This is a genomic window from Roseateles sp. (genome assembly GCF_047654805.1).
GTDB lineage: Bacteria > Pseudomonadota > Gammaproteobacteria > Burkholderiales > Burkholderiaceae_C > Pelomonas.
The window spans coordinates 3035767-3052430 of sequence record NZ_JASGIV010000001.1 but is presented as its reverse complement, the minus strand read 5'-3'; the positions used below and the strand labels follow the sequence as shown (position 1 = coordinate 3052430).

General features: G+C 67.8%; 15 protein-coding genes and 1 tRNA gene. 10 read left to right on the top strand and 6 right to left on the bottom strand.

Annotation, left to right across the window (positions count from 1 at the left end):
* Nucleotides 1–99: 99 nt before the first annotated feature.
* A complete protein-coding gene (locus tag QM732_RS13775) occupies nucleotides 100–1137 on the bottom strand; it encodes an RNA methyltransferase (RefSeq protein WP_415656694.1) in 1038 nt (345 codons plus the stop codon).
* A gap of 87 nt (nucleotides 1138–1224) precedes the next feature.
* Here QM732_RS13775 and QM732_RS13770 point away from each other — a divergent pair, with 87 nt between their 5' ends.
* From QM732_RS13770 to ispD, 3 genes are read left to right on the top strand one after another with little or no spacing between them, the layout of a single operon-like run.
* A complete protein-coding gene (locus tag QM732_RS13770; protein ID WP_415656693.1) occupies nucleotides 1225–1974 on the top strand; it encodes a class II aldolase/adducin family protein in 750 nt (249 codons plus the stop codon).
* Nucleotides 1975–2014: 40 nt separating this feature from the next.
* On the top strand, nucleotides 2015–2962 hold the full coding sequence (locus QM732_RS13765; protein ID WP_415656692.1) for a bestrophin family protein: 948 nt from the start codon (nucleotides 2015–2017) through the stop codon (nucleotides 2960–2962).
* 7 nt (nucleotides 2963–2969) lie between these two features.
* Nucleotides 2970–3662 (top strand): 2-C-methyl-D-erythritol 4-phosphate cytidylyltransferase, encoded by a 693-nt coding sequence (gene ispD, locus QM732_RS13760; protein ID WP_415656691.1) that lies wholly within the window; start codon nucleotides 2970–2972, stop codon nucleotides 3660–3662.
* A 229-nt stretch (nucleotides 3663–3891) separates the two neighbouring features.
* On the opposite strand, the gene QM732_RS13755 is transcribed toward ispD, so the two are convergent.
* A complete protein-coding gene (locus QM732_RS13755; RefSeq protein WP_415656690.1) occupies nucleotides 3892–6087 on the bottom strand; it encodes a patatin-like phospholipase family protein in 2196 nt (731 codons plus the stop codon).
* Between the two features lie 211 nt (nucleotides 6088–6298).
* Between QM732_RS13755 and ispF the strand changes: the two genes are divergently transcribed.
* Complete coding sequence (ispF, locus tag QM732_RS13750; protein WP_415656689.1) at nucleotides 6299–6790, top strand: 2-C-methyl-D-erythritol 2,4-cyclodiphosphate synthase; 492 nt, start codon at nucleotides 6299–6301, stop codon at nucleotides 6788–6790.
* Here ispF and QM732_RS13745 read toward each other — a convergent pair.
* The 3 genes from QM732_RS13745 to ompR are packed head-to-tail and all read right to left on the bottom strand — an operon-like array spanning nucleotide 6779 to nucleotide 9595.
* Entirely contained in the window at nucleotides 6779–7522 is a 744-nt protein-coding gene (locus QM732_RS13745) for a substrate-binding periplasmic protein (protein ID WP_415656688.1), read from the bottom strand. The two genes, ispF and QM732_RS13745, sit on opposite strands and share 12 nt — an antisense overlap.
* A gap of 1 nt (nucleotide 7523) precedes the next feature.
* The gene (locus QM732_RS13740; RefSeq protein WP_415656687.1) at nucleotides 7524–8843 is read right to left on the bottom strand and encodes an ATP-binding protein; all 1320 of its coding nucleotides are present in this window, start codon (nucleotides 8841–8843) and stop codon (nucleotides 7524–7526) included.
* 17 nt (nucleotides 8844–8860) lie between these two features.
* Nucleotides 8861–9595, bottom strand: coding sequence for a two-component system response regulator OmpR (ompR, locus tag QM732_RS13735; RefSeq protein ID WP_415656686.1), 735 nt, complete (start codon nucleotides 9593–9595; stop codon nucleotides 8861–8863).
* A gap of 137 nt (nucleotides 9596–9732) precedes the next feature.
* On the opposite strand from ompR, the gene QM732_RS13730 reads away from it, so the two are divergent.
* Nucleotides 9733–10425, top strand: coding sequence for an SIMPL domain-containing protein (locus QM732_RS13730; protein WP_415656685.1), 693 nt, complete (start codon nucleotides 9733–9735; stop codon nucleotides 10423–10425).
* Between the two features lie 7 nt (nucleotides 10426–10432).
* On the opposite strand, the gene QM732_RS13725 is transcribed toward QM732_RS13730, so the two are convergent.
* The gene (locus tag QM732_RS13725; RefSeq protein WP_415656684.1) at nucleotides 10433–11203 is read right to left on the bottom strand and encodes a 3-hydroxybutyrate dehydrogenase; all 771 of its coding nucleotides are present in this window, start codon (nucleotides 11201–11203) and stop codon (nucleotides 10433–10435) included.
* Nucleotides 11204–11249: 46 nt separating this feature from the next.
* On the opposite strand from QM732_RS13725, the gene QM732_RS13720 reads away from it, so the two are divergent.
* The 5 genes from QM732_RS13720 (at nucleotide 11250) to phaR (ending at nucleotide 16372) form a co-directional block, all read left to right on the top strand.
* Nucleotides 11250–12134, top strand: coding sequence for an alpha/beta fold hydrolase (locus QM732_RS13720; protein ID WP_415656683.1), 885 nt, complete (start codon nucleotides 11250–11252; stop codon nucleotides 12132–12134).
* Nucleotides 12131–14383, top strand: coding sequence for a RelA/SpoT family protein (locus tag QM732_RS13715; RefSeq protein WP_415656682.1), 2253 nt, complete (start codon nucleotides 12131–12133; stop codon nucleotides 14381–14383). Before QM732_RS13720 ends, QM732_RS13715 begins: the two co-directional genes overlap by 4 nt.
* Before the next feature lie 45 nt (nucleotides 14384–14428).
* Nucleotides 14429–14505 (top strand) — tRNA-Val (locus QM732_RS13710).
* A gap of 164 nt (nucleotides 14506–14669) precedes the next feature.
* A complete protein-coding gene (locus QM732_RS13705; protein WP_415656681.1) occupies nucleotides 14670–15755 on the top strand; it encodes a GGDEF domain-containing protein in 1086 nt (361 codons plus the stop codon).
* 80 nt (nucleotides 15756–15835) lie between these two features.
* Nucleotides 15836–16372, top strand: coding sequence for a polyhydroxyalkanoate synthesis repressor PhaR (phaR, locus tag QM732_RS13700; protein ID WP_415656680.1), 537 nt, complete (start codon nucleotides 15836–15838; stop codon nucleotides 16370–16372).
* Nucleotides 16373–16664 lie beyond the last annotated feature (292 nt).

The following is a 16664-nucleotide window of genomic DNA, read 5'->3' as shown; positions in this document are numbered from 1 at the left end:
TCTCCTCCGGGATGTCTTCTCGCATCGTCGATGCGGCGGTTGCATTCTGCGGGGCGCGCAGGGAGATGCCTGTCGCCAATTGCGGTGGCTTTGCCCTGATCAGGCGTGAATCCTCACCACGCGGACGGGCCGGCCCACGGCCTCGCGGGCGCGCAACTGGCCGCAGCCACCCTCGACGTCCTGGCCGGCCGAGTCGCGCAGCTTGGTCAGCACGCCGCGGCTGCAGAGCTCGGCGGCGATGGCCCGGGAACGCTCCCAGCCGGGCCGCGAGAAGGGCAGGCCGGGTGCGCTGTTGAAGGGGATCATGTTCAGCAGGCCGTAGCGACCGTGGAGAAGGCGCACGATGCCGTCCAGCTCCTCTGGCCCGTCGTTGACACCGTCCATCAGCGTCCACTGGTACTGCACCGGGTAGCCACTGGCGCGGCCGTAGGCATCGGCGGCCTCGACGAGGCTCTCCGGCGTCAGCCGCGGTGCACGTGGCAGCAGGCGTTCGCGCTTTGCGGCGTCCGTCGTATGCAGCGACAAAGCCAGGGCGGGTTTTACCTCGGCCTGGCCCAGTGCCGTGAAGGCGCGCTCGTCCCCCACCGTCGAGAACACCAGCTGCTTGTGCGCGAAGCCGCCCTCGCGGCCCAGCAGGGTGATTGCATCGAGCACGTTGGCGAGATTGTGCGAGGGCTCACCCATGCCCATGAAAACGACCTTGCGCAGCCTCGGGTTCTTGCGCCGGGCCATGACGACCTGGGCGACGATTTCCGCGCCGCCCACCTGGCGGATCAGCCCTTCGGTGCCCGTCATGCAGAACTGGCAGCCCACGGCGCAGCCGACCTGGCTGGATACGCAGACGCCTTCGCGTGGCAGCAGCACGGTCTCCACCGTCTGGCCGTCGGCGAGGCCCAGCAGCAGCCGGGCCGACTCGCCATCGTCGCCCGCATGCTCGCTGCGCAGCGTGACGAGACCGTCCAGCTCGGCCATCAGGCCGGGCAGGGCATCCATCAGTGCCTTCGGCAGGAAACCCTGCAGCGGGCGCCTGCCTGCATCCAGTGGCAAGCACTGCACCCATTGGCGCAGCACGCGGGATTCATGGGCGGGGTTGGCGCCCAGCGCACGCAGGCGCCGGCGGAGGTCGGGGATCAGCATGACATCGCGATTGTCCCCGCAGCCGCGGAGGCGACACCGCGCGTCAGGGACGGGGACTATTCTCGTTCCACAACTCCAGGAGACACCATGGCCCAACCCGCCCCCATCGGTCCCGAGGAATGGGCCGTTCGCTGCGACCTTGCGGCGCTGTATCGGCTCGCCGCGCTGCAAGGCTGGGACGACCTGATCTTCACTCACATCTCGGCGCGCGTACCCGGCCCTGAGCACCATTTCCTCATCAACCCCTACGGAATGATGTTCGAGGAGATCACGGCCAGCAGCCTCGTGAAGGTAGATGGCGCGGGCGAGAAGGTCGCGCCCAGCGACTACAACGTCAACCCGGCCGGCTTCATCATCCACAGCGCGGTGCATGAGGCGCGTGAGGACGCCCACTTTGTCATGCACCTTCACACAGTGGCAGGCGTGGCTGTCAGCGCGCAGCGCGAAGGACTCCTGCCCATCTCGCAGCACAGCCTGTTCCCGCTGGCCTCGCTGAGCTATCACGACTACGAGGGCGTGGCGCTCAACCCCGACGAGAAGGCGCGGTTGGTGGCCGACCTGGGTCGGACGTCGCTGATGATGCTGCGCAACCACGGACTGCTGACGTTGGGCCACAGCGCGGCCGACACCTTCCTGAAGATGTTCATGCTGCAGCGTGCCTGCGAGATCCAGGTTGCCGCGCAGGCCGGTGGCGGAGAGCTGATCCGCATTCCCGCACCCATCCTGACCGGCATACGCGCCGCGGGCGAGAAAGTCATGCGTGGCAGTGGTGCCGAGCTGGCCTGGCCCGGCTTGCTGAGGCGTCTCGCGCGCCAGAATCCCGGGCACGACACCTGAACGGCGCAGGGCGAAGCGGCCAGCCGCCGACAATGCGGCCATGATCGTCCGCGAGCGTCCCTCCGCCCTGCAGCTCTTCTTCGTGCTGCGCGGCTCTATCCTGAGCCGCATCCGCGGCGTGCTGCTGGCCAACATTCTGCTGGCGGTACTGGTCACTGTGGCGCACCGTGCGCTGGCCAGCCACAACGCCGTGCTGGTCTCCACCATCCCGTTCACGCTGATGGGGCTGCCGCTGGCCATCTTCCTGGGATTCCGCAACAGTGCCTGCTACGACCGCTTCTGGGAGGCTCGAAAGCTTTGGGGCGAGTTGCTGCTGCGTTCGCGCAACCTGGCTCGCCAGGCCCTGAACCTGATCGACCTGCCGGCGCCCATTGCCGACCCGCGCGACTTGGCCGACGTGCGCGTGCGCCTGGTGCTGCGTGCGCTCGCCTTCTGCGTCAGCCTCAAGCAGTTGCTGCGCGACCAGCCCGCAGACCCGGCCGCGCTGGAAGGACTGATCCTGCCGGCCGAACACGAGGTGCTGGGACGCGTGCGAAACCGGCCGGCCGCGCTGATGATGGCGATGGGTGCTGACCTTGCTCAGTGCCGCCGTGCCGGCCAGCTCGACAGCCTGCGTGAGGTGCAGATGGATGCCACGCTGTCGGCGCTGACCGCGGCGGCCGCCAGCTGTGAGCGCATCAAGAACACGCCGCTGCCGTTCTCCTATGCGCTGCTGCTTCACCGCACGGCCTACCTCTACTGCTTTTTGCTGCCCTTCGGCATCGTCGACGCTATCGGGCTGATGACGCCGCTGGTCGTCGCCATCGTCGCGTACACCTTCTTCGGGCTTGACGCGCTGGGCGACGAGATCGAGGAGCCGTTCGGCATCCAGGCCAACGATCTGGCGCTGGATGCGATCTGCCGAGGCATAGAGATCGATCTGCGCGAGGCACTGGGTGACCCGTCGCCGCCACCGGCGCTGCAGCCGGTGGACTACCTGTTGCTCTAATGCGCGGATGAAATCCATCCCACGCTGCTTCGCCCTGGTGCCGGCCGCCGGCATCGGCGAGCGCTCTGGCGCCGGCATCCCCAAGCAATACGTCGAGATCGCCGGGCGCCCCATGCTGGCTCACACGCTGGCTGCGCTGGCTGGCGTGCCGCGTCTGGCGCAGACGCTGGTGGTGCTGTCGCCTGCCGATGTCCGGTTCGAGGAAGCGCTGCCGGGCTACACCGGCTGGGCGGCGCGTGTGGGCGGCGCCAGCCGTGCCGAGAGCGTCCTGGGTGGCCTCGTGGAGCTGCGCCGCCGCGGCGCGGCTGACGACGACTGGGTGCTCGTGCACGATGCGGCGCGCTGCTTGTTGCGGCCCGAATGGGTGGAGGCGCTCATCGAGGCCTGCGAACAGGATGCAGTCGGAGGACTGCTGGCACAGCCCATCGCCGACACGCTCAAGGCGGGCGATGCCGACGGCCGAGTCGCAGCCACCGTGGACCGCCGCGACAAGTGGGCCGCGCAGACGCCGCAGATGTTCCGCCTCGGTCTGGTGGAGAGGGCCTTGGTGGCAATGGGCGCGGATGCGACCGACGAGGCCAGCGCCGTCGAGGCCCTGGGCCAGGCGCCGCGGCTGGTGCGTGCGTCCATGGCCAACTTCAAGGTGACCTGGCCCGAGGATTTCGAGCTTGCTGCGCTCTGGCTGCGTAGCCGAACCTAGTCGACGAAGCCCGACTCCATGACCAGCTTGTCGACGACCGCCTTCGATTCCCTGAGGCCGGCCCCCGTCTGCTGCCGATAGGTCTTGATGGCTTCGATCCTGCTCCCGGGCTGGCGAGCCAGCGCCTTGACCTGATCTGACGGTTCGGCCAGTTGATCAGGTTCGACGCCGAGATGGCGCAGCAGGGGCTGCTGCCACTGAGCGTTCTTCCGTGCTTGCGCTCCGTACGCTACCAGGTCGGTCCCAGAAGCAGATAGGCCGAGGTGTCGCCGCCGCGCGTCGTGCCAAGCGCCAGGAAAAAGGGTCCGAAGCGTGTGTCCACGCTGAGGAAGCCGCTGGCAGCCTGGCGCCAGCCACTGCGTGGCAGGTTGGAGAGTTTGAGTCCTGCGCCTCCCCCGACCGCACCGGTCTCCAGCGAGAAGCCGATACGCACTGCGCCACCCAGGCCCACAGGCATCTCGCCGATGCGCCGCGCCATGACGATGCGGGTCAGTGCCATGTTCTCGCCCACCAGCGAGCCGTCCGGAGTACCTGACAGGCGCAGGTAGCCGCCCAGCGAACGCGTCTGGCCTCGCTCGGCGTGGGCAAACTCGCCGTAGAGCTGGCCGGCCCATTCGCCCAAGCGGAAGGCCGACAGGCCCAGCAACGATGCGTTGATGACCCTGGGCTCGCCGCGTGGATGCAGCCATTCGATACGGGCCGTCGTCCACTGGCCGCGGCTGGGAAAAGCCAGCGAGTCCAGCGTGTCGGTGTGCAGCTCCAGGTATTGCTGGCCGTAGGACTGCGAGCGCCGGCCGTTCTCGGGAACGACGGGCAGCACGACCTCGTCGTTGGCGCGCAGGCGGCCCACACCGAAGCGCAGGTCGCCCAGGCCGGCGACGCGGTAGCCCAGTTCCAACTGCGCACTGGTCAGGCTGCTGGACAGGCGTAGCGCACGCTGGCCCTGGTCGAAGACGTCGTTGTTGCCGGCCGTGTAGGCCAGCTTGGCGCTCGCGAACCAGCGGGATCCCGGCCCTAGCGGCTGGTAGAACTCGGTGTTGAGGCCGCGCGTTGAGCCGATGCGCACGATGCTGCGCACCTCGGCGCCCCAGGCGTTGAGCCAGTTCGCGACGTGCATGGCAACCAGGGAGTAGCTGCTGGCATCAGCAAAATTGCTGTAGAGCTCCAGGCCCAGGCGCACACGGCTGGCGGCCCAGTCGGCCTCCGTCAGCCGGAACTCGACACTGCGCCGGCCGTCGTGGTCGTCGACGTCGGTCTCGATGCGTTCAAAGTCGCCCAAGCCGTCCAGGCGCTCGACCGCGCGGTTCAGCTCCGCGCGGCCCACGGTGTCGCCCGGCTGCAGTGCCAGCTCGGCACGCAGCGCCTCGGGGTTGACGCGCTGGGCGCCGCTGAACTTCAGTGCTGCCAGCGGTAGCGCACCCAATGCGGCTTCGGGCTGCCCCAGGCGGCGGGCCTGCAGAGCGGCCTGGGCCACGGGGGCGGCCAGGGCGGCCAGACGCTCGCCGGCCGCCAGTGCGGCGCGTCGCCCGGTGGCCATGGCCTCGTCGGCGCGCTGGAAGTCCATGAAGCCCATGCCCGGCAGATCCGGGTCGATGATGATGTCCTGGGGCTTGAGCTCGCGCAGCGAGCGTTGCACGTTCTGCTCGGTCAGGATCTGCAGCATCTGGTTGGCCACCATGACGGCGCTGGTGATCTCACGGTCCTCCAGCAACGGTGTGCCGACGTTGACGGCGATGACGATGTCGGCGCCGAGCTGTCGCGCGATGTCGACCGGCAGGTTACGTACCAGCCCTCCGTCCACACGCGGCCGGCCGTTGACGCGCAGCGGCGCAAACACGCCGGGAACGGCCATGGATGCGCGCAGGGCCTCGAAGAGTGGGGTGTCGGCCTGGTCCAGCATCGCGCCGGAGAGCAGGTCGGTGGCGACGGCACGGAACGGGATGGGCAGCCGGCGCAGCGGGTCGTCGGTGCGCGTGGCGGGCAGCAGCGAGGACAGCGTCGCCTCCAGCTGCCCGTTGGCCGCGGCGCCGCCGGGCAGCATGGCGCCGCGCTCCAGGTTGAACCCGAACTCGATGCGCGAGGGCAGGCGCTCGTCGTCCTCGCGGCGGCGCACGGACAGGCGATCGCGCGCCGGGCGGTCGGCCAGGATGGCGTTCCAGTTGGCGCTCTTGACCAGCGTCTCCAGCTCATCGACGCTGCGGCCCGCGGCATAGGCCCCGCCGACGACGGCACCCATGCTGGTGCCGACAATGAGGTCCACCGGCACCTGCATCTCTTCCAGCACACGCAGCACGCCGATGTGGGCCAGGCCGCGGGCGCCGCCGCCGGACAGCACCAGGCCGATCTTGGGGCGCTGGGCCTGCGCGAAGGCGGTCTGGGCGATGACCAGCAGGCACAGCAGGCAGGCAGGGACGAGGCGTTTCATGGCGGGCAGCACCATAGCAGCAGTGCGTGGCGCTTGCGGGCCGAGCTCCGGGCAGGCCAGCGGCCATTCATAGGTTCAGGCCGTGTGCACAGACAGACTGCCTGCCCGGCCCAGTTCCCGGGCAGGTCCGCTCTGGCGAGGCGTTCCGGCTCGGGGCCGGCCATGGCGAGCCTCGGACGGCAGGGGTGTCCTGCGCGGCGACAATCGCCGCATGAGTCTTGCGCCATTTCGAATCGGCGAGGGTTGGGACACCCACCAGCTCGTCACCGGCCGGCCGCTGATCCTCGGCGGCATCACTATTCCCCACACGCACGGCCTCCTGGGTCACTCGGACGCCGATGCGCTGGCGCACGCCATCACCGATGCGCTGCTGGGTGCCGCCGCCTTGGGCGATATCGGCAAGCTCTTTCCCGATACCTCCGAGCAGTTCAAGGGGGCGGATTCGATGGTGCTGCTGGCCGAGGCCTACCGCCGCGTGCGCGAGGCGGGCTGGGAGCTCGTCAACCTGGACAGCACCATCGTCGCCCAGGCGCCCAAGATGGCTCCGCACATCTTGGCGATGCGCACTCGCCTGGCCGCGGCGCTGGGCGTGGATGTGGCTCAGCTCAATGTGAAGGCCAAGACAGCCGAGAAGATGGGGCCTGTGGGCGAGGGGCGGGCCATCGAGGCGCGGGCAGTCTGCTTGCTTGCCTCAGCGGGCTGAGCGCGCCTGGCGCTGCTTAACGCAGGCCGAACTCGGCCAGCTCGCCATTTCGGCGCATCTGCTCCAGGCCGAGGCGCAGGCGGTCGGCCGTGGCTGCGGGCACGTCGCGATGGCAGGCGAGGTGGAGGTCGATCTGACCGAAGCTATGCAGGGGCTTGGGCGGGGGGCGTCGCTGTGCTGGATGGCGCGGCGGGCGGCCAGGTCGTTGACGAGCCAGAAGTCCACGCGACCAGCCTGCAGCATGCGCAGGCCGGTGGCGGTGTCGTTCACCTCGTAGGCCTTTAGGCCATGCTCGCGCAGCCAATCCAGTGGCCGGGACTCGCGCTGCGCCGCGACGACGCGGCCGCGCAGGTCCTTGGCGCTTGCCACCGCGTGTGCTTCGTCGGTGCGGCCGTAGAGCATCAGCGCGCCGCTGGCCATCAGGCCGGCCCAGCGGAAGGCAGCCTCGCGTTCAGGCGTGCGTGGTACACCCGCGGCGCAATGGCCTGGTTGGGTGCTGATCATCTGTTGCGCCCGTGCGACCGGCATGGCCTGCACGCGCAGCGTCACTCCGCTGATCCCGGAGAGGCGTTCCAGCAGCGCCACGCCCGGGCCGTGGGGCTGGACACCGGCTGGTGCTTCGACGACGCCAGGGTTGGGATAGACCAGTACGTCCAGCGTCTGTGCGCGGACGCCCAGTGTGAAGGTGAGCAGCAGTGGGCCGGCCCGGCGCAGGCAGGCAGCGGGCCGCATGTCAGATGGCTCGCAGCTTGAGGAGGGTGACGAGTCCGCCTCCGGGCGCGTTGCTGATGGACAGCGTCCCGCCGAGGCGCTGCACGGATTTATCGACGATGGCTAGTCCGAGGCCGGCGCCACTGGCTGCGGTGCGCGCGGCGTCACCACGGTAGAAGGGCGTTGTCAGGCGCTGCAGCCGGTCTGGCGGAACACCGGGGCCGTGGTCACGCACACGCAGCTCGACCCACGAGCCGACGCGCGTTGCGCTCACATCCACGCGCGCGGGTTCGCCGGGTTCATGGCCATACCGGCGCGCGTTCTCGAAGAGGTTGAGCAGCACGCGGCCTAGCTCGGTGTCGTCGACGAAGACCTTGATCGCCTTGCCGACCAGTACCTGGAAGCGGATCTGGTCCGGGTCGCGGAACCCCTGCACCTCCCGTTCGACGATGTCGACGAGCCGGGTTTCGCGCAGTTGCGTCTCGTTGGGCCGCGCGTAGTCCATGAACTTGCTGATGATGGCGTCGAGCTGGTCGATGTCTTGGGCCATGAAATGGCGCGCCTGCTCGTCGCTGACGCTCATCTCCGTCTCCAGCCGCAGCCGCGCCAGCGGCGTGCGCAGGTCGTGCGAGATACCGGCCAGCATGACGGCGCGGTCCTCCTCCAGCTTGGCCAGCTCGCGGGCCATGCGGTTGAAGCCCATGTTGACCTCGCGGATCTCGCTGGTCATCGTCGTCTCGTCCAGCCGCGAGTCGTACTCGCCGTCGCGGATGCGGCCGGCGGCCTCAGCCAGCTCGCGCAGCGGCTGGTTGATGAGGCGGGCAATCAGCGCCGAGCCGACGACGGTGGCCAGCAGCGCGATCAGCACCCACCACCAGTTGCTGGACATCGTGATGGATAGCGGCGCGAGCGAGGTCTTTAGCCAGAAGGCGTCTTCGCCGACGATGTAGCGCACCCACAGGCCGGGCGTGTCGTTGACGCTGCGGGCGATGACGGTGTCGGGGCCCAACGTGCTGCGCAGCTCGGCGGCGAGCTGTTTGGCGAAAGGGCTGGTGTCGTAGGGCAGCCAGCGGTCGCTGGTCTCGGCCACGCGCACCTGCACCGTGTCGCCGCGCGACATGGTGCTGATGACGGCGACGCGGTTGATGGGGTCGGTGTGCTCCAGCGCGATGCGGCTGAGCTTGACGAGGCCAGCCAGTTGCTCGGCTGACTCCAGCGCACGCGGCTGGGCTTCCAGCAACTTGAACGTGTACTGCCAGGCCAGCACCGCGCCGGCCAGCAGCAGGGCCAGCCAGGCAAACGTGCGCCAGAAGAGATTCAGCGCGAGGTGAGGGCGAGGCATGCCCTAGAGCTTATGCGTCAAGTGTTCTCGTCCGGCACGAAGACGTAGCCCACGCCCCACACAGTCTGGATGTAGCGCGGCTGGGCCGGGTCGGCCTCAAGCATCTTGCGCAGCCGAGAGATTTGCACGTCCAGGCTGCGGTCGAAGGGCTCGAATTCGCGGCCGCGGGCGAGCTGGGCGAGCTTGTCGCGGGACAGGGGCTGGCGTGGGTGGCGCACCAGCGTCTTGAGCATGGAGAACTCGCCGGTCGTCAGTGGCAGTTGCTCGCCGTTCTTGGTCAGGCGGCGCAGCGCGAGGTCGAACTCGAAGGGGCCGAAGCTGACCGTCATCGGTTCCTTGCTCGGCGCACCCGGCGCCTCCGGCGGCGGGCGGCGGCGCAGCACGGCGTTGATGCGGGCCAGCAGTTCGCGCGGGTTGAAGGGCTTGGCGAGGTAGTCATCCGCCCCCACTTCCAGGCCGACGATGCGGTCAACGTCCTCGACCTTGGCGGTCAGCATGATGATCGGCGTGCTGTCGTTGGCGGCGCGCAGGCGTCGGCAGATGGTCAGGCCGTCCTCGCCGGGCAGCATCAGGTCCAACACGATGAGGTCGACGGTCTCGCGGGTCAATTGCTTGTTGAGCGCGCGGCTGTCCTCGGCGAGCAGCACCTCGAAACCTTCCTGGGTCAGGTAGCGCCGGAGCAGATCACGGATGCGGGCGTCGTCGTCGACGACGAGGATGCGGTTGGGGCGGGGTGTCGCGGCGCTGTTCATCGCGTGTCCTGAATTTGTAACAACGACATTGTGAGCAGGTTTTCAGATCCGCCTTGTAGGACATCGCGCAGCCGTTACAGCTCGTTGCCAGCCGCCCCGGGTAAGCTGGGCTTTTCCTTCTTGCTGCAGAGTTCCTTATGCGCTCATTCCTCGTTCTTCCCATCCTTGCCCTGGTGTGCTCTGCCCATGCTGCAGCCGAGGCGCCGCGTGAGCGGCTGAGCCTGTCAGCCAGCGCCAGTGCCGAGGTTCAGCGCGACGTGCTCGGCGTCAGTTTCTCGACCACGCGCGAAGGCCCAGACGCGGCCGGTGTGCAGACGGCACTGAAGCAGGCGCTGGACGCGGCGTTGGCTGAAGCGCGCAAGGTGGCCAAGCCGGGACAGGTGGACGTGCAGACGGGCGGCTTCTCGCTCTACCCCCGCCACGATCCCAAGACCGGCAAGATGAATGGCTGGCAGGGCAGCGCGGAGCTGCTGGTGGAGGGCAGGGATGCGTCCGCCATCGCGCAGCTGAGCGGTCGCATCAACACGCTGAGCATTGCCCGGGTCGGCTACAGCCTCTCGCGCGAGACGCGCGAGAAGGCCGAGGCCGACATCACGGCCCAGGCCATCGCCCGCTATCGTGCCAAGGCGGCGGACTATGCCAAGCAGTTCGGCTACGGCAGCTACGTCGTCGGCGAGATCAACATCTCCGGCGACGAGGCGTCGGCGCCGCGGCCGATGATGGCAATGGCCCGCATGAAGACCGAGATGGCCGATGCCGCGCTGCCGACGGAGGCCGGCAAGGCCACCGTCACGGTCAGCGTCAGCGGCTCGGTTCAGCTCACGAAGTAGCCGGGCGTCAGACGGCGGTCCAGCCGCCGTCCATTGCCCAGGCCTGGCCGCGCACGTTGATCGCGGCATCCGAGCACAGGAAGACGGTCAGCGCGCCAAGCTCCTCGGGTGTGGTGAACTGCAGCGAGGGTTGCTTCTCCGCCAGCAGGCGGCGCTTGGCCTCGTCGTTGTCCACGCCCTCGCGCGCGGCAAGCGCGTCGACCTGCTTCTGCACCAGCGGCGTCAGCACCCAGCCGGGGCAGATGGCGTTGACGGTGACCGGCGCGGTCGCCGTCTCCAGCGCGACGCTCTTGGTGAAGCCCACCAGTCCGTGCTTGGCCGCCACATAGGCCGATTTCTGCGCCGACGCGACCAGACCGTGGGCCGACGCGACGTTGACGATGCGGCCCCAGCCCCGGCTGAGCATGCCGGGGAGGGCCAGGCGGGTCGTGTGGAAGGCCGAGGTCAGGTTGATCGCGATGATCGCGTCCCACTTCTCGACGGGGAAGTCCTGGACCGGCGCGACGTGCTGGATGCCGGCGTTGTTGACGAGCACATCGATGCCGCCGAACTCGGCATTGGCATAGGCCACCATGGCCGCGATGTCGTCCGGCTTGCTCATGTCGGCGCCGTGGTACCCGACCTTGACGCCAAGTGCCGCCACCTCGGCCTTGGGGCCTTCGGCGTCGCCGAAACCATTCAGGATGACATTGGCGCCTTCGCGCGCCAGTGCCAAAGCGATGCCCAGCCCGATACCGCTGGTGGAGCCCGTAACAAGGGCGGTCTTGCCTTTCAACATGGAGGGATCCTTCTTGGTTGCTAGGATGACTTCAAAGGATTGAACCATGACCCAGCCCACCTTGCGTTTCGTCAACTGTCTGGACGCCACCGGTCTGCACCGCATGGCCTACTGGGAGTGGGCCGGCCCGAGCGCCGACGCGCCGGTGCTGGTCTGCGCGCATGGCCTGTCGCGCCAGGGGCGGGATTTCGACGCGCTGGCCAGCGCAATGAGCGAGCGCTATCGCGTTATCTGCCCGGACGTTGTCGGCCGTGGCCGTTCGGACTGGCTGCGCCAGCCCGCCGGCTACCAGTTGCCAAGCTACATCTCGGACATGGTGGCCTTGCTGGCCCGCCTGGACGTGGAGCAAGTGGACTGGGTGGGCACGTCCATGGGAGGGCTGATCGGCCTGAGCCTGGCTGCCCTGCCGCGGCCCGAGGGCGGGGTGAGCCCCATCCGCCGCCTGGTGCTCAATGATGTCGGCCCGGCGGTCCGCTTCGATGCGCTACAGCGTATCGGCAGCTACCTGGGCAAGGTGCAGCGCTTCGCGTCATTGGACGAGGGGGCTGCCTATCTGCGAACCATTTCTGCGGGATTTGGCCCGCACACCGACGAGGAGTGGATGGCTTTGTCGGCGCCGTTGTTCCTGGAGGAGGACGGGGGCGGCTGCAAGCTGCGCTATGACCCCGCCATCGCCTTGCCTTTCTCTGCCGTGACACCCGAGCTGGCTGCCGCCGGCGAGGCGCTGCTTTGGGCCGCCTATGACGGGCTGCGCTGCCCGACGCTGCTGATCCGTGGCGCCGACAGTGACCTGCTCAGCGCCGAGACGGCCCGCGCGATGACACAGCGTGGACCGAATGCCCGCCTCGTCGAGCTGCCGGGTGTAGGCCATGCGCCGACACTGGTTCACGGCGACCAGATCTCCATCGTGAGGGACTTTCTCAGTTCATGAAGACCGGCTTGATGCCCGAGGGTTCGGCTACCGCGCCCATCGTCGCCCTGCTGGATGCCGGCGCCGCGCATTCCAATGCCGAAGTGGTGCGTGCCCGTGCCTTTGCCGAGCCGCTGATCGGCGGCGAAGCGCTTGATACCGGCGAGAACGCGCTGGCCCATGCAGACGGCGTTGCGGCCATCCTGCATGGCGTTGGTGCGGCCCAGGAACTGCAGGCGGCGGCTTACCTGGTCTATGCGGCCGATTTCCTCAACAAGCCCGAGGAAGTCGTCGCCAAGGCCTTTGGCGAGAGCTACGCCAGCCTCGTCATGCACACGCGCCGCCTCGTGCAGTTGCAGCGCGCCACCCGCGACGCCAAGGTGCAGGCCGACAAGAAGTCGGACCAGCGCGCCGAGCAGACCGAGCGTGTGCGCAAGATGCTGCTTGCTTTCTCGCGCGACCTGCGCGTGGTGTTGCTGCGGCTGGCCTCGAGGCTGCAGTCGCTGCGCTGGTACGCAGCCGCCAAGCAGCCATGCCCGCCGGAGCTCGCGGACGAATCGCAGGCAGTGTTCGCGCCGCTGGCCAACCGCCTTGGCATCTGGCAGATCAAGTGGGAACTGGAGGATCTGGCCTTCCGCTTCCGCGAGCCCGAGGCCTATCGGGCGCTGGCCAAGGCCTTGCTCGAGACCCGTGTCGAGCGTGAGCAACGCGTGGAGGCCGCTCGTGCGGCCCTGCAGGCCGACCTTTATTCCCAGGGCATCGCCGCCGAGGTGCAGGGCCGGCCCAAGCATCTCTACAGCATCCACAAGAAGATGCAGGGCAAGGATCTATCGCTGGACCGCGTCTTCGATCTGCGGGCGCTGCGTGTCATCGTTGCCAGCGTGGCGGATTGCTATGCGGCCCTGGCGCGGCTGCATGAGATCTACACCCCGGTGCCGGGCGAGTTCGACGACTACATCGCCAAGCCCAAGCCCAACGGCTACCAGTCCCTGCACACCGTCGTGCTGGGTGCCGATGGCCGGGCGATGGAGGTGCAGATTCGCACCCGCGAGATGCACGAGCATGCCGAGCATGGCGTGGCGGCGCACTGGGCCTACAAGGAGGCCGGCGCGAAGGGCTACGCTGGCGTCAGCGCCGCAGGCGAGTTTGAGGAGCAGGTGGCGCGTGCGCGCAAGGCCGTGCTGAACCAGTTGCTGGCCTGGGAGCGCGACACTGCAGAAGGCGGGCCATCCTTCGATGACCGCATCTACGTCTTCACGCCGCAGGCCACCGTCGTCGAGCTGGCAGCCGGCGCGACGCCGGTGGACTTCGCATACGCGGTGCATACCGACCTCGGCCATCGCTGCCGCGGTGCTCGCATCGACGGCCAGATGCTGCCGTTGAACACGCCGCTGCACAGCGGCCAGACGGTGGAGATCATCTCCATCAAGGAGGGCGGGCCGTCACTGGATTGGCTCAACCCCGAGCTGGGCTACCTGCAGAGTCAGCGTTCGCGCGCCAAGGTGCGGGCCTGGTTCAACGCATTGCAGCAGACGCAGACCATCGCCAAGGGGCGCGAGTTGGTCGAGAAGCTGCTGCAGCGCGAAGGCAAGACGGCGCTCAAGCTCGACGAGTTGGCTGCCAGGCTGGGCTTCAAGGGGGCCGATGCGCTGTTCGAAGTGGTTGGCAAGGACGAGTACTCGCTGCGCAACATCGAGCTGCTGCTGCGCCCACCCGAGCCGGTCGCCGACGAGAACGAACTGCTGGCGCAGAGGCACACGCGGGGGCCGAGCGCGGCCGGCAAGGGCGGCGTGCTCGTTGTCGGCATCGACTCGCTGCTGACGACCCTGTCGCGCTGCTGCCGGCCCGCGCCGCCGGACGCCATCCAGGGCTTCGTCACGCGTGGCAAGGGCGTGGCCATCCATCGCAGCGACTGCAGCAACCTGGCCGAGATGAAGCGGCGCTCGCCTGAGCGCGTCATCGCCGTCGAATGGGGCGGGGGTGAACCTGCGGGCAAGGGCGCACCGGTCTATCCAGTCGACGTCCTGGTCGAGGCCGGCGACCGCCAGGGCCTGTTGCGCGATGTGCTCGAAGTCTTCGCGAAGGAGAAGATGAACGTCGTCGCCGTCAACACGCAGTCGATGAAGCCCGGCGCCGCAAGGCCCAAGGCCGGCGGCGGCGACACGGCGTGGATGAGCTTCACGCTGGAGCTGTCGGATGCATCCAAACTGACCAAGGTCCTGCGCGAGCTGTGCGCCATCTCTGGGGTGCGTTCAGCGCGTCGGAAGTGAATCTGGACGAGTCGCAAAAATCCATGCTATAGTGCGCAGCTCTTCAGGCGCGTAGCTCAGTTGGTTAGAGCACCACCTTGACATGGTGGGGGTCGTTGGTTCGAATCCAATCGCGCCTACCAAATTTTCTGAAGATGTTGAAGGCCCCTGGTTCACGCGAACCAGGGGCTTTTCACTTTGGCATGCGCATTGCGCGCGTGCCGGTGAAGGAGGCAGACGGCATCTTGTTGGTCGCCGGGCGTTGCCGGGTCTAGGATGGGTCGGACTCCCGCAGTTTCAGAAGACCATGACCGCCGCTAACGAGACGACCAAAGTGCAAATCCCGGGCCTGCTGCACAAGCTGGGCAAGATGACCTCCATCCGCGACACGGCCTTGCTGGAGCAAAGTCTGCTGAAGACGCTGTGCCCCATGCTTGGCGTCCTGGATTCCTCCCTCTACCGTATCGACGACCTCGCCATGTCCACGCGAGTGCTGCATCATCACTTGTCGCGCATCGTCGAGCCCGACGGTGTCGCGCGGCTCGTGGAGCGCACCGAGGAAATCTTCAACTCCAGCAGCATCGCCAGCGACGTGCGGCAGTTGCTGGATAACGTACGCCTGCTGTCCAAGCCCTGCACCCGCCGGCGCGCGCAGAGCGAAGACCTGTTGATCGCCTATCCGCTGTACGGCGGGCGGGAGATCTGCGGTTACTTTGTTTTCAGCCGTGACCGTGAGGTGACGCTGACCGAGGACGCCATCATCAAGGGCGTGCTGGAGGTGTTCGCGAACTACTACGACCTGCTGGACGTCAGCCAGCGCGACCGGCTGACCGGTCTGCTGAACCGCCAGGCGCTGGAGAGCAGTTTCGAGCGCATCTGGACCATCCTGTCGCGCTCGACCGACCCCGTCGGCACCGCAGATCCGCGCCGCACGCCGACCGCGACGCATGCGCATTGGATGGCCGTCATCGACGTGGATCATTTCAAGAACATCAATGACGGCTTCGGCCATGTCGTTGGAGACGAGGTGCTGCTGCTGGTCTCGCGCGTGATGGCGGCGGAGCTGCGCAGCTCCGACCTGCTTTTCCGCTACGGCGGCGAGGAGTTCGTTGCGCTGTTCTCGGCGGCCACGCGCGAGGATGCGGCGGCCATCCTGGAGCGGCTGCGCGAGTCTGTCGAGCAGCACGGCTTCCCACAGGTGGGACAAGTGACGGTCAGCATCGGATTCAGCATTGCCGATCCTGGCGACCTGCCGCAACAGGTGCTGAGCTGGGCCGACCGCGCCCTCTACCAAGCCAAGCGCACGGGCCGCAACCGGGTGTGCGACTATCAGGCTCTCGTGGAGGCTGGCGAGATGGAAGCTGCGAGCTACGGTGGCTCCGAACTGTTCTGACTGCGGCCCCAGGTAAACCCGTCCGCAACACCATCGAACGCCTGCCTAGAATTTGCTGCACCGCACAGGAGATTTCCCGCATGGCGACCGCCCGCAAGAAGCCGGCATCCACTACCGAACAGCCCGCTGCCGATGCGCCCGCCAAGCCCGGGCTGCGCATCCTCAAGAAGTATCCCAACCGCCGTTTGTATGACACGCAGACCAGCAGCTACATCACGCTGGCCGATGTGAAGCGCATGGTGCTGGAGGGGGTCGACTTCGAGGTGCACGACGCCAAGACCCAGGAAGACCTGACACGCTCCATCCTGCTGCAGATCATCCTGGAGGAGGAGACCGGCGGGGTGCCGATGTTCTCGACCGCCTCGCTGGCGCAGATCATCCGCTTTTATGGCCATGCGATGCAGGGCGTCATGGGCGGGCTGCTTGAGCGCCAGATGCAGGCCTTCGCGGACATGCAGCAGCGCTTCACCGAGCAGACGCCGGGCAGCCCCTTCACGCCGGACGCGTGGACCGGTCTGATGGGGGGCTACGCCGAGCAGTCCAAGACGCTGATGAATCAGTGGCAGGAGCAGCTCAAGCAGGCGGGCGCGATGTTCCCGTTCGGCACCAAGAAGTAGATCGGCGCCGCGTCGCCGAGAACGCCCCCACCGTTCCAAAGATCGACTGCGTCAGCCTTGGCTGACTCGCGTGTGCCCGTGTCTGCTTCACGGCCGTGAATCCGTAGACTTCGGCGTCCCCTTCGGGCAATAGCGCCCTTCTTCGGTCGTGGCGCGAACGGCAGCTGCCAACCAAACGGCGGACGAGTGGGTGTGCACGATCTGCCGCAGTCCACCCTGTAAGTTCGCTAGACGAGTGCGCAGCGTTGCGTGGCCGAAAGGCGGTCAGCGCCTTGGGTGAAATCGGCTCCAT

What these genes read in the sequence shown, in the direction of transcription:
- QM732_RS13715 (WP_415656682.1), top strand. Translation starts at nt 12,131, where the DNA reads ATGAAGACCGGCTTGATGCCCGAGGGTTCGGCTACCGCGCCCATCGTC.
- ispD (WP_415656691.1), top strand. Translation starts at nt 2,970, where the DNA reads ATGAAATCCATCCCACGCTGCTTCGCCCTGGTGCCGGCCGCCGGCATC.
- QM732_RS13755 (WP_415656690.1), bottom strand. Translation starts at nt 6,087, where the DNA reads ATGAAACGCCTCGTCCCTGCCTGCCTGCTGTGCCTGCTGGTCATCGCC.
- QM732_RS13740 (WP_415656687.1), bottom strand. Translation starts at nt 8,843, where the DNA reads ATGCCTCGCCCTCACCTCGCGCTGAATCTCTTCTGGCGCACGTTTGCC.
- QM732_RS13765 (WP_415656692.1), top strand. Translation starts at nt 2,015, where the DNA reads ATGATCGTCCGCGAGCGTCCCTCCGCCCTGCAGCTCTTCTTCGTGCTG.
- QM732_RS13730 (WP_415656685.1), top strand. Translation starts at nt 9,733, where the DNA reads ATGCGCTCATTCCTCGTTCTTCCCATCCTTGCCCTGGTGTGCTCTGCC.
- QM732_RS13775 (WP_415656694.1), bottom strand. Translation starts at nt 1,137, where the DNA reads ATGCTGATCCCCGACCTCCGCCGGCGCCTGCGTGCGCTGGGCGCCAAC.
- ompR (WP_415656686.1), bottom strand. Translation starts at nt 9,595, where the DNA reads ATGAACAGCGCCGCGACACCCCGCCCCAACCGCATCCTCGTCGTCGAC.
- QM732_RS13720 (WP_415656683.1), top strand. Translation starts at nt 11,250, where the DNA reads ATGACCCAGCCCACCTTGCGTTTCGTCAACTGTCTGGACGCCACCGGT.
- ispF (WP_415656689.1), top strand. Translation starts at nt 6,299, where the DNA reads ATGAGTCTTGCGCCATTTCGAATCGGCGAGGGTTGGGACACCCACCAG.
- QM732_RS13725 (WP_415656684.1), bottom strand. Translation starts at nt 11,203, where the DNA reads ATGTTGAAAGGCAAGACCGCCCTTGTTACGGGCTCCACCAGCGGTATC.
- phaR (WP_415656680.1), top strand. Translation starts at nt 15,836, where the DNA reads ATGGCGACCGCCCGCAAGAAGCCGGCATCCACTACCGAACAGCCCGCT.
- QM732_RS13770 (WP_415656693.1), top strand. Translation starts at nt 1,225, where the DNA reads ATGGCCCAACCCGCCCCCATCGGTCCCGAGGAATGGGCCGTTCGCTGC.
- QM732_RS13705 (WP_415656681.1), top strand. Translation starts at nt 14,670, where the DNA reads ATGACCGCCGCTAACGAGACGACCAAAGTGCAAATCCCGGGCCTGCTG.
- QM732_RS13745 (WP_415656688.1), bottom strand. Translation starts at nt 7,522, where the DNA reads ATGCGGCCCGCTGCCTGCCTGCGCCGGGCCGGCCCACTGCTGCTCACC.